The sequence below is a fragment of the Actinomadura chokoriensis genome, from assembly GCF_039529475.1.
GTDB classification, from domain to species: domain Bacteria; phylum Actinomycetota; class Actinomycetes; order Streptosporangiales; family Streptosporangiaceae; genus Spirillospora; species Spirillospora bangladeshensis.
Genome location: NZ_BAAAMW010000002.1, coordinates 382,254 through 398,809, shown reverse-complemented (window position 1 = coordinate 398,809; position 16,556 = coordinate 382,254). Strand labels below are relative to the sequence as shown.

The window sequence follows — 16,556 nt, the reverse complement described above, 5'->3', positions numbered from 1 at the left end:
ATGATCAAATATTGCCGGGGCCGTTCGCCTGACCGGGCGCGGGCGTACGGGCGTACGGGTTCGGCGTCCACGGCGTCGCCTTCATCACGACCGTCCCCGCGACCTTGTCGTGCACCGCCTGGCGCCGCTCGTCCCAGAGGATCCAGGCGTTGTCGAGCAGCCCGAGGATGCCGATGATCCCGGCGCTCGCCGACAGGAAGTTGAGCGCCACCGTCACGAGCGCGATCGCGTAGACGAAGCCCTGCCGGGCGAACACCTGCCCCCACGTCACCGCGGACAGGTCGGACGCCTTCACCACCCTGATGCTGAACGCCTTCTTGCCGAGCGTCTGGCCGTACTTGGCGTGCAGGACGGTGAAGTAGGCGTAGCCCAGCACGAAGACGATCAGATACCCGGTCAGCAGCCGCGGGATGTTGTACAGGTCCATCGGGTCGGTGATCGGCTCACCGGACTCGACGGACTCCTGCATCTTGTCCCAGCGGATGGAGAACAGGGCCGCCGGGATGGCCGCGACGCTGAGGACGATGCTGTCGATGATGCCGGCGCCGAGGCGGGCCATGCGCCCGGCGAGCTCGTTCTGCGGGCCGCCGGGGGCGCCGTAGCCGGGGAGGGGCGGCGCCTGGGGCAGCGGCTGGCCGTATCCGGGCTGGCCGTAACCGGGCTGGCCGTAACCGGGTTGTCCGTATGCGGGTTGTCCGTAGCCGGCCGGGGGCGGTGCGGGCTGCCCGTGACCGGCCGTCGGGGGAGGAGGAGGGGCCTGGCCGGGCTGGGCGCCGTACGTCCCCTGGTACGGGGGCGGACGCTCGGACGAGCCGGGCGCCTCGGCCGGCGGCGACTCGCCTCCGGCGCCGGGGGCCGCCCAGTCGCCTTCCGCGGGCCGTGGGTCCTTAGGGGGTTCGCTCATGCCCCCACAGTGTGCCCGCTGCCGGCCGAACGCGGCACACCGCGCCGGCCCGGCTCCGGACGGGACGGTGTCCGGAACCGGGCCCCGAGTCGCGGGGAGTCCCGGCGGCGGGGCGCGCCGGCGGCGGGGCCTCAGAGGTTGCCGCGGCGCTCCTGCTCGCGCTCGATCGCCTCGAACAGGGCCTTGAAGTTGCCCTTGCCGAAGCCCAGCGAGCCGTGCCGCTCGATCAGCTCGAAGAACACGGTCGGACGGTCCTGGACGGGCTTGGTGAAGATCTGCAGCAGGTAGCCGTCCTCGTCCCGGTCCACCAGGATGTGGCGCTTCTGCAGCTCCCCGATCGGCACCCGCACCTCGCCGATGCGGGCCCGCAGCTCGGCGTCCTCGTAGTAGGAGTCGGGGGTGGCGAGGAACTCCACGCCGGCCGCGCGCATCCGGTCGACCGACGCCAGGATGTCGTTCGTGGCGAGCGCGATGTGCTGCACGCCCGGCCCGCCGTAGAACTCCAGGTACTCGTCGATCTGCGACTTGCGCCGGCTCTCCGCCGGCTCGTTCAGCGGGAACTTCACCTTGCGGGTGCCGTCCGCGACGACCTTGGACATCAGCGCCGAGTACTCGGTCGCGATGTCGTCGCCGATGAACTCCGCCATGTCGGTGAAGCCCATGACGCGGTGGTAGTAGTCGGCCCACTCGTCCATGCGCTCGACGTTGCCGACGCAGTGGTCGATCGCCTGGAAGTACCGCTTGTCCGGCCCCTCCACGATGGGGTCGGCGGGCGCGAAGCCCGGCAGGTACGGGCCGGTGTAGTTCGAGCGGTCGACCAGCGAGTGCCGGGTCTCGCCGTAGGTGGCGATCGCCGCGATGGTCACCTTGCCGTGCTCGTCCTCCAGGACGTGCGGCTCCTCCAGGCCCTTCGCGCCCTTCGCGAGCGCGTGCCGGTACGCGTGCTCCACGTCCGGGACCGCGATCGAGAGGTCGACGACCCCGTCGCCGTGCGCGGCGATGTGCCGGCCGATCTCCGTGCCCGCCTTCACCGGGCCGCGGAACACGAACCGGGCGCCGCCGGACTCCAGCACGTGCACCGCCTCGTCGGGGCTGCCGTTCTCCGGGCCGCGGTAGGCGACCCGGCGCATCCCGAACGCGGTCGAGTAGTAGTGGGCGGCCTGCTTGGCGTTGCCGACGGCGAAGACGACGGCGTCCATACCCTTGACCGGAAACTCATCCATGCCACCTAATCTCGGCGGACGGCTACAAGGTGCGCAAGAGTGGCTTGAATCACTGCACAATCTGTACAGTGAACTCCGGAACACACCGGTATTTCTGTACATCGTGACCACGATCACGGGAGGTGCCGTGGCGATCGACGACCTGGACGCCCGGCTGATCGAGATGTTCGCCGCCGAGCCGCGCGTCGGCGTCCTGGAGGCGTCCCGCCGGCTCGGCGTCGCGCGCGGGACCGTCCAGGCGCGGCTGGACCGGCTCGCCCGGGACGGCGTCGTCGCCGGCTTCGGCCCGGAGATCGACCCGGCCGCGCTCGGCTACGGCGTCACCGCGTTCGTCACCCTGCAGCTGCGCCAGGCGGGCGGGCACGACCCGGTCGCCGCGCGGCTCGCCCAGGTGCCCGAGGTGATCGAGGCGCACACCATCACCGGCCCCGGCGACATGCTGTGCCGCGTCGTCGCCCGCAGCAACACCGACCTGCAGCGCGTCATCGACGTGCTGGTGGACGTGGCGGGCGTGGAGCGCGCCTCCTCGGTGATCTCCCTGGCCAACCAGATCCCCTACCGCACCCTTCCGCTGGTGCGGGCGGCCACCGGGACGCGAGAACAGAACCGCGAGAAATGAGCGGTGCCCTGCCGGTCGGAACGCCCGGGGGCGTTCCGACCGGCAGGGCACCGCGTGAAGCCATCACCTCGCGTGCGCGTCTCCATCGCCGGGCTGCCGACCGGGGACCGGGCGCGCACGCCGCCTGGGCGGAGTCCTCCGCGCCACGTGTCGCCACGTGTCGCCGGGTGCGCCCGGAGACGCTCTGCGCTCGGCCGCGAAAGAGTGCCGCTCCGGCCGGGCGGCCGGGGCCGCCGGGTGGGCGGTCAGGCGGCTCCGTAGGGGGTCGCGTCGATGATCTCGACCGTCATGGGGCGGCCGTTGGGCAGCGTGTAGGTGGCCTTCTCGCCGACCTTCTTGCCGTCGATGGCCGAGCCGAGGGGCGACTTCGGCGAGTACACGTCGATGGGGGCGCCGACCTCCTCGCGGGAGGCGAGCAGGAAGGTGACCTCCTCGTCGTCGCCCTCGAAGGAGATCGTGACGGTCATGCCCGGGCCGACGACCCCCTCGGTGCGCGGGGCCTCCCCGACGCGCGCGTTCTCCAGGATGCCCTGGAGTTGCAGGATGCGGCCCTCGATCTTGCCCTGTTCCTCCTTGGCCGCGTGGTAGCCGCCGTTCTCGCGCAGGTCGCCCTCCTCCCGCGCCGCTTCGATCTTCTGAGCGATCTCGATGCGGCCCGGGCCCGACAAATGGTCCAGCTCAGCCTTGAGCCGGTCGTACGCCTCCTGGGTGAGCCAGGTGACGTTGTCAGCGCGGGTCTCGGTCACGGGTACTCCTCATCCACATGTTGCGATCCTCACCCGCCCACGCGGGTGGGTGTCACATCGACATGAAGTGCGGCCGGGTGAAACCTCTAGCCTATCCGGTGTGTGCGGGTAAAGGTTCCCTGAACTCGGCGTCCGCAATCCGCCAATCGCGGGTCGCCGTGCCCCGGGCGCATCTTCGGTCCGGTCCGTCCGGTCACGCCTTCCGGCAGTCGTGGATCCGGGCCCCGGTGGCGCGCGCCGGCGTCGTCAGCGTCTCCGTGCCCTTCACTCCGGACTTCCCGGCCGGTACGGAGACCTCCTTCTTCGCGAGGATCGCGAAGTCGGCGTCGTAGGCGTCGACCGTGCAGCGGACCTCGTCGCCCGTTCCCTTGGCCACCGTGTACGTGATCGTCACCGAGGTATCGGTGATGTCGTACGAGACGGTCTGTGGCACTATGCCGGGAGTCTGCCCAGCATGGGCGGCGAGAACCCCGATACCGAGCGCCGTCGACGCCGCGAGCAGTCCGGCGATCACCATCCCGAGCCGGCCGCGCCGGGGTTCGGCGGGCGCCGCGGGTTTCGACACGCTGGTCGTCATGGCGGGGAATCTCCGTGCGGTGGGCGGACGTTGTCAGGGACAATTCTCGTCTGTGCCGGCGCATGCCTCGAACCGGGGGGCGCCCATGAAGAGTTCCGAGAGGAAGATCCGTGTCCGAGGTCATCGACGGTACGACGCTCGACCGGCCGTGCGGCGGCGGCGCCGGGCCGCTGCGGCTCATGGCGGTGCACGCCCACCCCGACGACGAGTCCAGCAAGGGCGCGGCCACGATGGCGAAGTACGTCGCGGACGGCGTCGAGGTGCTCGTGGTCACCTGCACCGGCGGCGAGCGCGGCGACATCCTGAACCCCGCGATGGACCGTCCGGAGATCAAGGCCGACATCGGCAAGGTCCGCGAGGCGGAGATGGCGCGGGCCCGCGAGATCCTCGGCGTCCAGCAGCGCTGGCTCGGCTTCGTCGACTCCGGGTTCCCGGAGGGCGACCCGCTGCCGCCGCTCCCGGAGGGCTGCTTCGCGCTGGAGCCGCTGGAGACCGCGACCGAGCCGCTGGTGCGCGCCGTCCGCGACTTCCGCCCGCACGTGATGCTCACCTACGACGAGAAGGGCGGCTACCCGCACCCCGACCACGTGAAGTGCCACGAGGTGTCGGTGGAGGCGTTCGAGGCCGCGGGCGACCCGGAGCGCTACCCGGACGCCGGCGAGCCCTGGCAGCCGCTCAAGCTCTACTACCACATGACGTTCACCAAGGCCCGCATCCTCGCCCTCCACACCGCGATGCAGGACGCCGGCCTGGAGTCGCCCTACACCGACTGGATGAAGCGCTTCGAGGAGGAGGGCGACCGGCGCGCCAAGTGGGAGGTCACCACGCGCATCCCCTGCGCCGACCACTTCGAGACCAGGGACCGCGCCCTCCTCGCCCACGCCACCCAGATCGACCCCAACGGCGCCTGGTTCGCCGTCCCGATGGACGTCCAGCGCGAGGCATGGCCGACCGAGGACTACCATTTGGCCAGGTCCCTCGTCGACACCGAGGTGCCGGAGGACGACCTGTTCGCCGGCATCCGGGAGAAGGTGTGTCTGTAATGCCTCCCCTCAACGCCCTGCCGCTGAACGATGACACGGTCAGTCCCGGCGTCCTCGGCTTCGTGGTCTTCCTCGCCCTGCTGGCCGCGACGTTCTTCCTGATCCGCTCGATGACCAAGCAGATGAAGAAGATCCAGGCGCCCAGCGAGGAGGAACTGAAGCAGCAGGAGTGGGAACGCGCGCAGGAGGCCGGGAGCGCCGCGGCGGCGAAGAGCCCGGCGGACGACGCCTGAGCCCGTCCGGCCCGGTTCGATCGGGCCGCGGCCGGGGAGGACCCTCGTCGTGCGCGCGAACTTCGAGGACGCCTACCGGGGGCTCGCCCCGGCGGCGGCCCGCCTGCTCCGGCTGCTGAGCCTGCCGCCCGGCGGCGGCGTCGGGCCCGCGGCGGCCGCCGCCCTCGCGGACGTCCCCGAGCCGGAGGCCCGCGACCTGCTGGAGACGCTGGCCGCGCGGGGCCTCGTCAGCGCGTCCGGCGACCGGTTCCGTGTCGCCGACGACGTCCGCGACAAGGCGCGTGAGCACGCCGGTCGGGACGAGAGCGAGGCCGCGCTCCGCCGCCTCCTCGACCACACCCTCGCGTCCGCGGCGGACGACGACTTCCAGGGCGCGGCCCTCCTCGACCGCGAACGCTGGTCCGAGGCCGCCGACGTCATGCGGGAGAACCTCGACCGCGCCGAGGCCGGCGGCGACCGGCGCGAGATCCTGCGGGCCCGCCTCGACCTCGCCCGCGCCCTGACCGGGACGGGCGACCTCGACCGCGCCATCGCGCTCCTCGGCCCGCTCCCCGACGAGTTCGCCGCCCTCCCCGAACCGGACGGCCACGAGCGCGCCCGCGCCCTGACCGCGCTCGGCGAGGCGTACCTGCGCGCGGACCGCCCCGTGGCGGCCACCAACTTCTTCGGCCAGGCCCTGGAGATCCTCCGCAAGGACGGCACACCGGACGAGCAGGCGGCCATGTTCGTCCACATCGCCGACGCCGCCCACCAGCGAGCCGACCACGCCGCCGAAACGGCCGCCCTGCTCCGGGCCGTGCTGACCCAGGGGGACGACCCCCTGGGACCCCCGTGACGAGCCGGTCGATCCTCACGCCGCGGTTCTCGCCACGGTGACCGCGCGGGTCGCCGCGTGTCGCTGCGGTCGCCCGGCTCGACGGGGCGGGCGACCTTCGGGCGCTGGAGCGCCCTCCGGCCGCCCGCCCCGTGCTCCGGTGGCCGGGGGCTCGGGGGTCAGATCTTGCCGTGGTCCCAGCTGACGATTCGGTCGGGCTCCATGACGATGAGGACGCGCTTGGCGAGGGCCTGCTCGATGCCCTCGGCGATGACCGGGTCGATCGGCTCGCCCATCTCCGGGACGGGCAGGCCCGCCATGCGGGAGCCGACGACCATGCCGACCTTGCTGCGGGTCGCGGGGTCCTCGATGATGACGCCGCGGCCGTAGAGGGCGACGCCGCGCAGCTTGCTGTACTCCGTACCGTCCTCGACGAGGCAGGTCATCGTGGGGTTGCGGCGCAGGTTCAGCACCTTCTGCGACGCCTTGTAGGTGGTGAAGGCGATCTTCCCGTCGAGCAGGGCGTAGAACATGGTGACCAGGTGCGGCTCGCCGTCCTTGCCGATGGTCGCGATCTGCACCTTGAAGTTGTCGGCCAGGTAGGCGTCCACCTCGTCCGGCGTCATCTTGATCTTGTCGCGCTTGCTCCCGGCCAAGGGGGCCTCCCTGAGTCGTCTGTATCGCGCACAGAATAACCAAGCGCTTGCCCGGCTCCGCACCCGGCAGCATGGGGGGATGTCGGTTCGCGATCTGATCGTCCTCGGGTCCGCCAGCGCGGTGCCCACCAAGGCCCGCAACCATAACGGCTACCTGCTGCGCTGGGACGGCCACGGGGTCCTGTTCGACCCCGGCGAGGGGACGCAGCGGCAGATGTCGCGGGCCGGCGTCTCCGCGCACGACGTGACCTGGATCTGCGTGACGCACTTCCACGGCGACCACTGCCTCGGCGTGCCCGGGATCGTCCAGCGCATCGCGCGCGACGGCGTCGAGCACACGGTGGACGCCGCGTTCCCGGCGAGCGGCGCGCAGTACTGGGGGCGGCTGCGGCACGCCGCCGCCTTCCGCGACACCGACGTGATCCGCGAGCGCCCGGTCTCCGGCGAGCGGATGCCGCTCGACACCGGCGACGCCCCGTTCACCCTGGTCGCGCGGCGGCTGTCGCACCCGGTCGAGGCGTACGGGTACCGGCTGGAGGAGCCGGACGGCCGGACGATGCTGCCCGCCGGACTCGCCGCGCGGGGCGTCCGGGGGCCGATGATCCGGCGGCTCCAGGACGAGGGCCGGATCACCGCGCCGGACGGCCGCACGGTCACCCTCGACGAATGCAGCGTGCCCCGTCCGGGGCAGAAGGTCGCGTTCATCATGGACACCCGGCTCTGCGACGGCGTCCACGAACTGGCAGGCGGCGTGGACATGCTGGTCATCGAGTCGACGTTCCTCCACCAGGACGCCGACCTGGCCGCCGAGTACGGCCACCTCACGGCGGCGCAGGCGGGCGCGGTCGCGGCCGAGGCGGGCGTCCGCCACCTGGTCCTCACCCACTTCTCCGAGCGGTACCCCGCCGAGGAGGAGCACCGCTACGTGGACGAGGCGTCCGCCGTGTTCGGCGGAGACATCACCCTCGTCCACGATCTCGACCGGATCCCGATGCCGCCGCGCCGCCTAACCGGACTCCAAGAGGGGCAGGATTGACGGCATGGCTGACGAGTGCGATGTCGTGGTGATCGGTACGGGCCCCGGGGGAGAGGACGCGGCCGGGAGGCTGGCGGAGGCGGGCCTGTCGGTCGTCGCCGTGGAGTCCCGGCTGGTCGGCGGCGAATGCCCCTACTACGCGTGCGTCCCCACCAAGATGATGGTGCGCGCCGCCGGGATGCTCGAAGAGGCCCGCCGCATCCCCGGGATGGCGGGGCGGGCGACCGTCACCCCGGACTGGGGGACGGTCGCGACCCGCATCCGGGACGAGGCCACCGACTCCTGGGACGACAAGGTCGCCGCCGACCGCCTCACCGGCAAGGGCGCGCGGCTCGTGCGCGGCGAGGGCCGCATCACCGCCCCGGACGAGGTGACCGTCGGCGACCAGGTCTTCCGCGCCCGCCGGGGCATCCTGCTCAACACCGGCACGGCGCCGGCGGCGCCGCCCATCGAGGGTCTGGCCGGCACCCCGTTCTGGACGAACCGCGAAGCCGTCCAGGCCACCGAGGTCCCCGGCTCGATCCTCGTCCTCGGCGGCGGGGTCGTCGGCGCGGAGATGACGCAGGTCTTCGCCCGCTTCGGCAGCCGGGTCACCATCGTCGAGGCGGGCGACCGCCTCCTCGCCAACGAGGAGCCCGAGTCGAGCGCCCTGATCCGGACGGTCTTCGAGCGCGAGGGCATCACCGTCCGGACCGGCGCGAGCGTCACCGCCGTCGCCCACGAGAACGACCGGTTCACCCTGCGCCTCGGCGACGAGTCCCTCACCGCCGACCGCCTCCTGGTCGCGACCGGCCGCCGCCCCAACCTCAAGGGCATCGGCCTCGACCGGGTCGGCCTGGACGAGAACGCCCGCAGCCTCTCCGTGGACGGACACATGCGCGCCGCCGACGGCGTGTGGGCGATCGGCGACATCACCGGCATGGGCGCGTTCACGCACGTCTCCATGTACCAGGCGGCCGTCGCCGTCCGCGACATCCTCGGCGAGGAGGGGTCGCCCGCCGCCTACCGCGCCGTCCCGCGCGTCACCTTCACCGACCCGGAGATCGCCTCGGTCGGCCTGACCGAGGCCCAGGCCCGCGACCAGAACCTCCCCGTCCGCACCGGCATGTCGCAGATCCCCGAGTCGGCCCGCGGCTGGATCCACAAGGCCGGCAACGACGGCTTCATCAAGCTGGTCGAGAACACCGAATGGGGCACCCTGGTCGGCGCCACGGCCGTCGGCCCGTCCGCCGGCGAAGTCCTGGGCTTCCTGGCCGTAGCCGTCCACACCGAAACCCCCACCGCCGCCCTCCGCGACATGATCTACGCCTACCCCACCTTCCACCGCGCCATAGAACCCGCCCTCGCCGACCTGTCCGCCTAGTGGCGGTGCAGGGGAGTGAGGCGGGGATCCGATCGGGCAGGATCGGGAGCATGAACCGGCTCAAGGACGCGACCAGCCCGTACCTGCTCCAGCACGCCGGGAACCCGGTGGACTGGTGGGAGTGGAGCGACGAGGCGTTCGCCGAGGCGCGGCGGCGGGATGTCCCCGTCCTCCTCTCCGTCGGATATGCCGCCTGCCATTGGTGTCATGTGATGGCTCATCAGTCCTTTGAGGACGGTGAGACCGCGCGGGTCATGAACGAGTTGTTCGTGAACATCAAGGTGGACCGCGAAGAGCGGCCGGACATCGATGCCGTCTACATGGAGGCGACCCAGGCCATGACGGGCCAGGGCGGGTGGCCGATGACGGTGTTCATGACGCCGGACGGGCATCCGTTCTACTGCGGGACCTACTTCCCGCGCGCGCAGTTCCAGGCGCTGCTGCGGGCCGTCCACAAGGCGTGGACGGAGCAGCGCGACGATGTCGTGGGGCAGGGGCAGCAGGTCGTCGCGGCGCTCAGCTCGCGGGGTTCCGGGCTGGCGGGCACGGAGGTGCCGGGTGAGCAGGCGCTCGCGCAGGCGGTGGAGGTGCTCGCCGGCTCCTATGACGCGGTGCGCGGCGGGTTCGGGGGCGCGCCCAAGTTCCCGCCGTCGATGGTGCTGGAGTTCCTGCTGCGGCACCATGCGCGGACGGGTGACGAGGAGTCTCTCGCGATGGCGTCGCAGACCCTTGAGGCGATGGCACGCGGAGGGATGTACGACCAGCTGGGCGGCGGGTTCGCACGGTACTCCGTGGACGCGCAGTGGGTCGTCCCGCACTTCGAGAAGATGCTCTACGACAACGCCCTGCTGGCGCGGGTCTACGCGCACTGGTGGCGGCTCACCGGGACGCCGTTCGCGCGGCGGATCGCGCTGGAGACCTGCGACTGGATGCTGCGCGACCTGCGCACGAACGAGGGCGGCCTCGCCTCGGCGCTGGACGCCGACAGCGAGGGCGTCGAGGGCAAGTACTACGTGTGGACGCCCGCGCAGCTCCGGGAGGTGCTCGGCGAGGACGACGGCGCCTTCGCCGAGGGCCTCTTCGAGGTGACGGGCACGTTCGAGCACGGGACGTCGGTCCTGCAGCTCCTGAGCGACCCCGACGACGCCGACCGGTACGAGCGCGTGCGGACGGCCCTGCTGTCGGCGCGCGCGCACCGGATCCCCCCGGCGCGGGACGACAAGGTCGTGGCGGCGTGGAACGGGCTCGCCATCGCCGCGCTGGCCGAGTGCGGCGCCCTGTTCGACCGGCCCGACCTCGTCCGGGCGGCCGAGGAGGTGGCGCGGCTGCTGGTGGACGTGCACGAGCGCGACGGGCGCCTGGCGCGGACGTCCAAGGACGGGGCGGCGGGCGCCAACTCCGGCGTCCTGGAGGACTACGCCGACGTGGCCGAGGGCCTGATCGCCCTGCACGGCGTCACCGGGGACCCGCACCACCTGCGGATGGCCGGCGAGCTGCTGAACACCGTCCTCGAACGGTTCGCGGACGGGCAGGGCGGCTTCTACGACACGGCCGACGACGCGGAGCGGCTGTTCCGGCGGCCGCAGGACCCGACCGACAACGCGACCCCGTCCGGGCAGTTCGCGGCGGCGGGGGCGCTGCTGTCGTTCGCGGCGCTCACCGCGTCCGACTGGCACCGGCAGGCCGCCGAGGCGGCGCTGGCCCCGGCCGGGACGCTCGCCGGCGAGCACGCCCGGTTCGCCGGGTGGGGGCTGGCCGTGGCGGAGGCGCACGCGACCGGGCCGGTCGAGATCGCGGTGGTCGGCGACCCGGACGACCGGCGCACGCGGGCGCTGCACCGGACGGCCCTCATGGCCGTCGCGCCCGGCGCGGTGGTGAGCGTCGGCCCGCCGGACGCCGAGGGCGTCCCGCTGCTGGAGGGGCGCGGCCTGGTGGACGAGGTCCCGGCCGCGTACGTGTGCCGCGGGTTCGTGTGCCGGCTGCCCGTGACGACCACGTCCGATCTGACCCGCGAACTACGTGGACAATTGGACTGATGGTCTACTTTTATGGCAGCGTGACCTTGCTCTCGTTCCCGCTTGGTGTTACCAAGGAGTAGCCGGGCCGGAACTGACCCGATGGGGCCGGACGGGCGAGGGTGCCGGGTGGTGGGCCGGGTATCTGGACGGTGGCCGCCCGCCTGGGTCATAGTCGTGACCCGGGGCCGGCAGGCCGGCCGGGACGCAGGGCGACCTTCGAGGAGTGCAGCAGTGGGAAAGCCGAACCGCCGGGTCCTACCGACGATCATCGGCGTTTCGGTGCTGACCACCCTCGCCGCCAACATCGCGGTGCTCGTCGCGCACGACGACGCGCCCGCCGCCCCGCCGCGGACGCAGCAGCAGCGCGCCCGGTACGTCGCCGCGTCCGGCAGCACGGACCTGTCGCCCACGGCGGTCGCGCCGCTCGGCAGGCGGCTCACCCCGCACGTCCTCGTGGCGGCGCCGACGACGCTGCCCGCGGACGTCGTCCAGCGGGTCCGCGGCGCCAAGGGCGTCCGGGGCGTCGAGGTCGTGGACGCCGTGCAGGGCATGGTCGCGGGCAAGCGGGTCGGGCTGATGGGCGTGAACCCGTCCACGTTCCGCAACTACACGCCGAAGCCGACCGCCAAGTCGGACGCGCTCTGGCGCAACCTCGCGGGCGGCGACGTCGCGATCTCGTTCACGATGGGCAGCGACGGCGGCGTCGAGCTCGGCAGCCAGGTCCCCGTCGGCGGCAAGCACCGGCAGTCGCAGCTGCGGGTCGGCGCGTACGCGACGATGGGCATCAGCGACGTCGACGCGGTCATCTCGCACTCCACCGCGCAGGCGCTCGGGATGCCGAGCGGCAACGCGATGCTGATCAGCGTCCCGAAGACCGAGCCGAAGGCGTTCATCAAGAAGCTCCGCAAGGTGCTGCCCGAGCAGGCCAAGGCCGTCGCGGTCAACCCGGAGATCGACTTCCCGAAGAGCGGGAACCTGCCCGCCTCCAACGGCCAGGTCATGACCGCGCGGCAGGTGCAGACGGTGATCAGGGCGGCGTACACGCGGCTCGGCTGGCCGTACGTGTGGGGCGGCGAGTCCGAGGCCGAGGGCGGCTACGACTGCTCCGGCCTGATGCAGTACGCGTTCGCCAAGGCGGGCATCAGGCTGCCGCGCGTCGCCGCCGACCAGGCCCGCGCCGGCTGGGTGATCCCCTACAGCAAGGCCGAGCCGGGCGACATGCTCATCTGGGCGAACGACCCGACCGCCCCCGGCTACATCTCGCACATCGCCCTGTACCTGGGCAACGGCAAGATGATCGCCGCCCCCCGGACGGGCACCGTGGTGCAGGTCCAGAAGGTCTACACCCGCAACATGCGCGGCGCCGTCCGGGTGAGCCCGAAGACCGCCGCCAAGGTGGCCGCCGCCATCGGCTGACTCCGGCCCTCCTACAGCGGGCAGCCGCGGGCCAGGAACTCCAGGTAGTGGTCCAGGAGGGCCGGGAGGTCCTCGTAGGTGACCTTGTCCTCGATCAGGCGGTTCATGGCGGCCTGCATGACGCCGAGGACGGCCCAGCTGAACGCCTCCACGTCGGGGTCGTCGGCGGCGCGGCCCGTCCGTTCGCCGATGGCCCCGCTCATCAGGTCGAAGGTGCTCCGCATCGACTCGAACGTGCGGCCCCGGACGGCGGGGACGGTCGCGGTGAGCCGCATCCGCGTCCGGAGGGCCTCCAGGTCGTCGGCGTACAGCTGCGGGAGGATCTCGCGCAGCATGGCGCGCAGCGCCTCGATCGCCGACACCTCGGGCGGCTGGTCGCGGATGATCTGCGCCATGATCGGGTCGTACTCGTCGGTGACGACGACGTCTTCCTTGGTGGGGAAGTAGCGGAAGAACGTGCTCGGCGAGATCTCCGCCGCCGCCGCGATCTGCTCGACCGTCGTCTCGTCGTACCCCTGCTCGCCGAACAGCCGGAGGGCGTGGTCCTGGATCGCCCTCCGGGTCCGCAGCTTCTTGCGCTCCCGCAGCGGGAGGCGGGAGAGCCGGTCTTCCAGCCGTTCGATCGCGTGCTCAGGGGACGACGTGCTCATGCGTCGATTCTCGGTCATCGGCGGCGGGTACCGCACCCGCGGCGGCGCGGCGCGGCATGAACAGCCACAGCAGGACGGCGGCGGCGAGCGCGGCGGCCCCGCAGGCGGCGAGCACCGCGTCCATGCCGTGGACGTAGGCGCCCCGCGCGGAGGCGAGCAGCGCGCCGTCGTCCAGCCGGGCGGCGACCCGGACGGCGCCGCCGATGGAGTCGCGGGCGGCGCCCGCCGCGTCGGCGGGCAGGTGGCCGGTGGAGACGCGGTCGCGGTAGACGGCGGCGAGGAGGCTGCCGAGGCCGGCGACGCCGAGCGTCCCGCCGGTCTGGCGCAGGGTCTGGACGAGCCCCGAGCCGCGTCCGGCCTGGTCGGCGGGGAGCGCGGCGAGCACCGCGTCCATCGCGGGGATCATCGTGAGGCCCGAGCCGATGCCGATGACGACCAGCCACGGGACGGTGGCCGCGTAGCCGTCGCCGGCCGCGGTGAGCGCGCCCCAGCCGAAGCCGGCGGTCAGCACCAGCAGGCCCGCGACGATGACGGGCTTGTGCCCGGTGCGGCCCGCGACCCGGTCGGTGGCGAGCGCGCCGGCCATCAGGCCGAGCAGCATCGGGATCAGCCTCAGCCCGGTGTCGAAGACGTCGGCGCCCTGGACGGCCTCCAGGTACTGCGGCAGGACGAACAGGATCCCGCCCAGCATGAGGTTCGCGGTGACGGCGGCGACCATCGCCCAGGTGAACGACCGGTCGCGGAACAGCGCCATGTCCAGCATGGGCTCGGCCGCCCGGCGCTCCCACAGCACGAACCCGGTGAGCAGGAGCGCGGCGAGGACGAACACGGCGCCGACGAGGGGGTCGGTCCAGCCGCGGGCCGGCGCCTCGATCACCCCGTACACCAGCGCGACGAGGCCGCCCATCGACAGGGCGGTGCCGGCCAGGTCGACGCGCGGCGCCGCCGGGTCGCGGGTCTCGGGCAGCAGGAACGCGACCGCGAGGCCGCCGATCACCACCACCGGGACGTTGATCAGGAAGATCGAGCCCCACCAGTAGTGCTCCAGCAGCCAGCCGCCGAGCAGCGGGCCGAGCGGCAGCCCGAGCGCGTTGGCCGCCGACCAGACCGCGACGGCCCGGGTCCGCTCCTCCGGCGGGAAGACCGCCGGCAGCATCGACATGGACAGCGGCAGGACGACCGCCGCGCCGAGCCCCATGAACGCGCGCGCCGCGATGACGCCGCCGGTGCCGCCCGCCAGCGCCCCGGCGAGCGAGGCGGCGCCGAAGACGGCGAGGCCGGCCAGCAGCATCCGCTTGCGGCCGAGCCGGTCGCCGAGCAGCCCGGCGGGGAGCAGGACGGCCGCGAAGACGACCAGGTAGGAGTCGACGATCCACTGCAGCTCGCCGATGCTCGCGTGCAGGTCCTCCGACAGCGTGGTCAGCGCCACGTTGAGGATCGTCATGTCGAACCCGAGCGCCAGCATGCACAGCGACAGCGCGCCGAGCCCGAGCCAGCGCCGGGTGTGTCCGGACGTCATGGTTGGAGCCTCCAAATGACAGTGCCTATGAAATGAGAGTAACTATCAAAAGATGGCTCATGTCAAACCGGCCGATGGGCTGGCGCGCATCACCTGAAGAGCTGTAATTTTGATTACATGACTACGAGCGAAGCGGCCGAGGAGCTGCGCGGCTGGTTCTCCGGGCGGCTTCCGGTCGAGTGGTTCGACGGCCCGCCCGAGGTCGTCCTCGACCGCGAGGAGGCCAGCGTCATCGGCCGGCTGCCGGTGCCGGCGGCGGCCGAGGCGGTGTCGGGCGCGGAGCGGGCCGGAGTGATCGCCGGGCACGTCCAGCGCTTCCGCGAGGAGACCCGCGAGCGGCGCATCGGCATCGCCCGCGAGGCCGAGCAGCGCTTCGGCTACAAGGTCTCCTGGGGCATCGAGTGCGACGGCGAGCAGGAGATGTTCACCCACCTGTCGGTGCCGGTCATGACCCGGCTGCGGCAGCCCGAGCGGCGCGTCCTGGACACCCTCGTGGACGCCGGCGTCGCGCGCAGCCGCAGCGACGCGCTCGCCTGGTGCGTCCGGCTCGTCGGCAAGAACACCGACGCCTGGCTCGCCGAGCTGCGCACCGCCCTGCGGCACGTCGAGCGCGCCCGCGCTGCCGGCCCCAAGGCCTGACCCGCGCTGACGGAACCCGGCCGGCCGGACCCCGCGGCCGGAGCAGGCCGACCGTCCCTTCCAGGCCCGGTCCCGCACTACCCTGACCTCATCGAAACGGCGGGATGAGTGCAGCGGCCGCGCCATAATTGAGCGTCCTCCCGGGAGGGAGGGGGTCGCTCGAAGGGAAGCCCATATGGGGGTTCGGCGTACGGGAATGCCGCGCATCGGGAAGCCGCGCGGAGGGCGCAGCGAGGGGGCGCGCCGCCGTCCCGCCGAGGGCGGCCGGCTGGTGCCCGCCCTGCGCCGCAGCCGCCCGTACGCGGCGGTCCGCGACGTCGTCTACCGGATGTACGAGCGCCGGGTCGAGGCCGACCTGCCCACCGACGTCACCCCCCGGCACGTCGGCGTCATACTGGACGGTAACCGGCGTTGGGCCAGGTCGATGGGCCTGGCCGACGTCAACACCGGGCACCAGCGCGGCGCCCAGAAGATCTCCGAACTGCTGCAGTGGAGCGCCGAGGCCGGGGTCGAGGTCGTCACGCTGTGGCTGCTGTCCACCGACAACCTGAACCGGCCCGCCGCCGAACTCGACCCGCTGCTGGAGATCATCGAGAACACCGTCCGCAAGCTCGCCGCCGACGGCTGGAACGTCAAGCCCGTCGGCGCCCTCGACCTGCTGCCCGATAAGACCGCCCGCGTCCTGAAAGATGCGGGTGAGGCCACATCCGGCGCTCCCGGCCTGATTGTGAACGTCGCGGTTGGGTATGGAGGTAGGCGTGAGATCGCTGATGCGGTGCGCTCACTGCTCATCGAGCAGGCGAGCCGGGGCACCAGCATCGAGGAACTCGCCGAGTCCCTCGACGTGGAGCACATCGCGGAGCATCTCTACACGCGCGGCCAGCCGGACCCGGACCTGGTCATCCGCACCTCGGGGGAGCAGCGTCTCTCCGGCTTCATGCTCTGGCAGAGCGCCCACTCGGAGTTCTACTTCTGCGAGGTCCACTGGCCGGACTTCCGCAAGGTCGACTTCCTCCGGGCCATGCGCTCCTACGCCGCGCGGCACCGGCGCTACGGTACCTGACCGTCCTCCGCGGACCACCGCCCCCTCGCGGGCGGAC

At 72.4% G+C, this 16,556-nt stretch carries 17 protein-coding genes; 10 read left to right on the top strand and 7 right to left on the bottom strand.

Annotation, left to right across the window (positions count from 1 at the left end; translation table 11 throughout):
- Positions 1-4: 4 nt before the first annotated feature.
- Both ABFX46_RS06050 and hppD read right to left on the bottom strand, forming a co-directional pair.
- Positions 5-904, bottom strand: coding sequence for an RDD family protein (locus ABFX46_RS06050; RefSeq protein WP_346040338.1), 900 nt, complete (start codon positions 902-904; stop codon positions 5-7).
- Positions 905-1,035: 131 nt separating this feature from the next.
- A complete protein-coding gene (gene hppD / locus ABFX46_RS06045) occupies positions 1,036-2,127 on the bottom strand; it encodes a 4-hydroxyphenylpyruvate dioxygenase (RefSeq protein ID WP_346040337.1) in 1,092 nt (363 codons plus the stop codon).
- A 103-nt stretch (positions 2,128-2,230) separates the two neighbouring features.
- On the opposite strand from hppD, the gene ABFX46_RS06040 reads away from it, so the two are divergent.
- On the top strand, positions 2,231-2,746 hold the full coding sequence (locus ABFX46_RS06040) for an Lrp/AsnC family transcriptional regulator (protein WP_338071240.1): 516 nt from the start codon (positions 2,231-2,233) through the stop codon (positions 2,744-2,746).
- Positions 2,747-2,991: 245 nt separating this feature from the next.
- Here ABFX46_RS06040 and greA read toward each other — a convergent pair whose 3' ends face one another.
- Together greA and ABFX46_RS06030 are read right to left on the bottom strand one after the other, a co-directional pair.
- Positions 2,992-3,492: a transcription elongation factor GreA gene (greA, locus tag ABFX46_RS06035; RefSeq protein WP_346040336.1), complete on the bottom strand. Its 501-nt coding sequence runs from the start codon at positions 3,490-3,492 to the stop codon at positions 2,992-2,994.
- Between the two features lie 193 nt (positions 3,493-3,685).
- Positions 3,686-4,069 (bottom strand): DUF4307 domain-containing protein, encoded by a 384-nt coding sequence (locus tag ABFX46_RS06030; protein ID WP_346040335.1) that lies wholly within the window; start codon positions 4,067-4,069, stop codon positions 3,686-3,688.
- A 179-nt stretch (positions 4,070-4,248) separates the two neighbouring features.
- Here ABFX46_RS06030 and mca point away from each other — a divergent pair, with 179 nt between their 5' ends.
- The 3 genes from mca to ABFX46_RS06015 are packed head-to-tail and all read left to right on the top strand — an operon-like array spanning position 4,249 to position 6,180.
- Positions 4,249-5,112, top strand: a complete 864-nt coding sequence (gene mca, locus ABFX46_RS06025; protein ID WP_346040690.1) for a mycothiol conjugate amidase Mca — start codon at positions 4,249-4,251, stop codon at positions 5,110-5,112.
- A complete protein-coding gene (locus ABFX46_RS06020) occupies positions 5,112-5,345 on the top strand; it encodes a hypothetical protein (RefSeq protein WP_346040334.1) in 234 nt (77 codons plus the stop codon). Before mca ends, ABFX46_RS06020 begins: the two co-directional genes overlap by 1 nt.
- 49 nt (positions 5,346-5,394) lie before the next feature.
- Positions 5,395-6,180 (top strand): tetratricopeptide repeat protein, encoded by a 786-nt coding sequence (locus ABFX46_RS06015; RefSeq protein WP_346040333.1) that lies wholly within the window; start codon positions 5,395-5,397, stop codon positions 6,178-6,180.
- 158 nt (positions 6,181-6,338) lie between these two features.
- Here ABFX46_RS06015 and ABFX46_RS06010 read toward each other — a convergent pair whose 3' ends face one another.
- Positions 6,339-6,815 carry a pyridoxamine 5'-phosphate oxidase family protein gene (locus ABFX46_RS06010; protein ID WP_346040332.1) on the bottom strand — a complete coding sequence of 159 codons (477 nt, stop codon included), beginning with the start codon at positions 6,813-6,815 and terminating at the stop codon, positions 6,339-6,341.
- 79 nt (positions 6,816-6,894) lie between these two features.
- On the opposite strand from ABFX46_RS06010, the gene ABFX46_RS06005 reads away from it, so the two are divergent.
- The 4 genes from ABFX46_RS06005 (at position 6,895) to ABFX46_RS05990 (ending at position 12,648) form a co-directional block, all read left to right on the top strand.
- Positions 6,895-7,851, top strand: coding sequence for a ribonuclease Z (locus tag ABFX46_RS06005; RefSeq protein WP_346040331.1), 957 nt, complete (start codon positions 6,895-6,897; stop codon positions 7,849-7,851).
- 4 nt (positions 7,852-7,855) lie between these two features.
- Positions 7,856-9,214 (top strand): dihydrolipoyl dehydrogenase family protein, encoded by a 1,359-nt coding sequence (locus ABFX46_RS06000; protein WP_346040330.1) that lies wholly within the window; start codon positions 7,856-7,858, stop codon positions 9,212-9,214.
- 50 nt (positions 9,215-9,264) lie between these two features.
- On the top strand, positions 9,265-11,250 hold the full coding sequence (locus tag ABFX46_RS05995; RefSeq protein ID WP_346040329.1) for a thioredoxin domain-containing protein: 1,986 nt from the start codon (positions 9,265-9,267) through the stop codon (positions 11,248-11,250).
- Positions 11,251-11,463: 213 nt separating this feature from the next.
- Entirely contained in the window at positions 11,464-12,648 is a 1,185-nt protein-coding gene (locus tag ABFX46_RS05990; protein ID WP_346040328.1) for a C40 family peptidase, read from the top strand.
- 11 nt (positions 12,649-12,659) lie between these two features.
- Here ABFX46_RS05990 and ABFX46_RS05985 read toward each other — a convergent pair whose 3' ends face one another.
- Both ABFX46_RS05985 and ABFX46_RS05980 read right to left on the bottom strand, forming a co-directional pair.
- Positions 12,660-13,298: an acyl-CoA-like ligand-binding transcription factor gene (locus ABFX46_RS05985; protein WP_346040327.1), complete on the bottom strand. Its 639-nt coding sequence runs from the start codon at positions 13,296-13,298 to the stop codon at positions 12,660-12,662.
- Positions 13,279-14,817 (bottom strand): DHA2 family efflux MFS transporter permease subunit, encoded by a 1,539-nt coding sequence (locus ABFX46_RS05980; RefSeq protein ID WP_346040326.1) that lies wholly within the window; start codon positions 14,815-14,817, stop codon positions 13,279-13,281. Before ABFX46_RS05980 ends, ABFX46_RS05985 begins: the two co-directional genes overlap by 20 nt.
- A gap of 117 nt (positions 14,818-14,934) precedes the next feature.
- Here ABFX46_RS05980 and ABFX46_RS05975 point away from each other — a divergent pair, with 117 nt between their 5' ends.
- Both ABFX46_RS05975 and ABFX46_RS05970 read left to right on the top strand, forming a co-directional pair.
- Positions 14,935-15,456 carry a hypothetical protein gene (locus ABFX46_RS05975; protein WP_346040325.1) on the top strand — a complete coding sequence of 174 codons (522 nt, stop codon included), beginning with the start codon at positions 14,935-14,937 and terminating at the stop codon, positions 15,454-15,456.
- Between the two features lie 175 nt (positions 15,457-15,631).
- Entirely contained in the window at positions 15,632-16,519 is an 888-nt protein-coding gene (locus ABFX46_RS05970) for an isoprenyl transferase (protein WP_346040324.1), read from the top strand.
- Positions 16,520-16,556: the final 37 nt, after the last annotated feature.

What these genes read in the sequence shown, in the direction of transcription:
- hppD (WP_346040337.1), bottom strand. Translation starts at nt 2,127, where the DNA reads ATGGATGAGTTTCCGGTCAAGGGTATGGACGCCGTCGTCTTCGCCGTC.
- ABFX46_RS05995 (WP_346040329.1), top strand. Translation starts at nt 9,265, where the DNA reads ATGAACCGGCTCAAGGACGCGACCAGCCCGTACCTGCTCCAGCACGCC.
- ABFX46_RS06005 (WP_346040331.1), top strand. Translation starts at nt 6,895, where the DNA reads ATGTCGGTTCGCGATCTGATCGTCCTCGGGTCCGCCAGCGCGGTGCCC.
- ABFX46_RS05970 (WP_346040324.1), top strand. Translation starts at nt 15,632, where the DNA reads ATGGGGGTTCGGCGTACGGGAATGCCGCGCATCGGGAAGCCGCGCGGA.
- ABFX46_RS06000 (WP_346040330.1), top strand. Translation starts at nt 7,856, where the DNA reads ATGGCTGACGAGTGCGATGTCGTGGTGATCGGTACGGGCCCCGGGGGA.
- mca (WP_346040690.1), top strand. Translation starts at nt 4,249, where the DNA reads ATGGCGGTGCACGCCCACCCCGACGACGAGTCCAGCAAGGGCGCGGCC.
- ABFX46_RS06050 (WP_346040338.1), bottom strand. Translation starts at nt 904, where the DNA reads ATGAGCGAACCCCCTAAGGACCCACGGCCCGCGGAAGGCGACTGGGCG.
- ABFX46_RS06030 (WP_346040335.1), bottom strand. Translation starts at nt 4,069, where the DNA reads ATGACGACCAGCGTGTCGAAACCCGCGGCGCCCGCCGAACCCCGGCGC.
- ABFX46_RS05975 (WP_346040325.1), top strand. Translation starts at nt 14,935, where the DNA reads ATGACTACGAGCGAAGCGGCCGAGGAGCTGCGCGGCTGGTTCTCCGGG.
- ABFX46_RS06020 (WP_346040334.1), top strand. Translation starts at nt 5,112, where the DNA reads ATGCCTCCCCTCAACGCCCTGCCGCTGAACGATGACACGGTCAGTCCC.
- ABFX46_RS05985 (WP_346040327.1), bottom strand. Translation starts at nt 13,298, where the DNA reads ATGAGCACGTCGTCCCCTGAGCACGCGATCGAACGGCTGGAAGACCGG.
- ABFX46_RS05980 (WP_346040326.1), bottom strand. Translation starts at nt 14,817, where the DNA reads ATGACGTCCGGACACACCCGGCGCTGGCTCGGGCTCGGCGCGCTGTCG.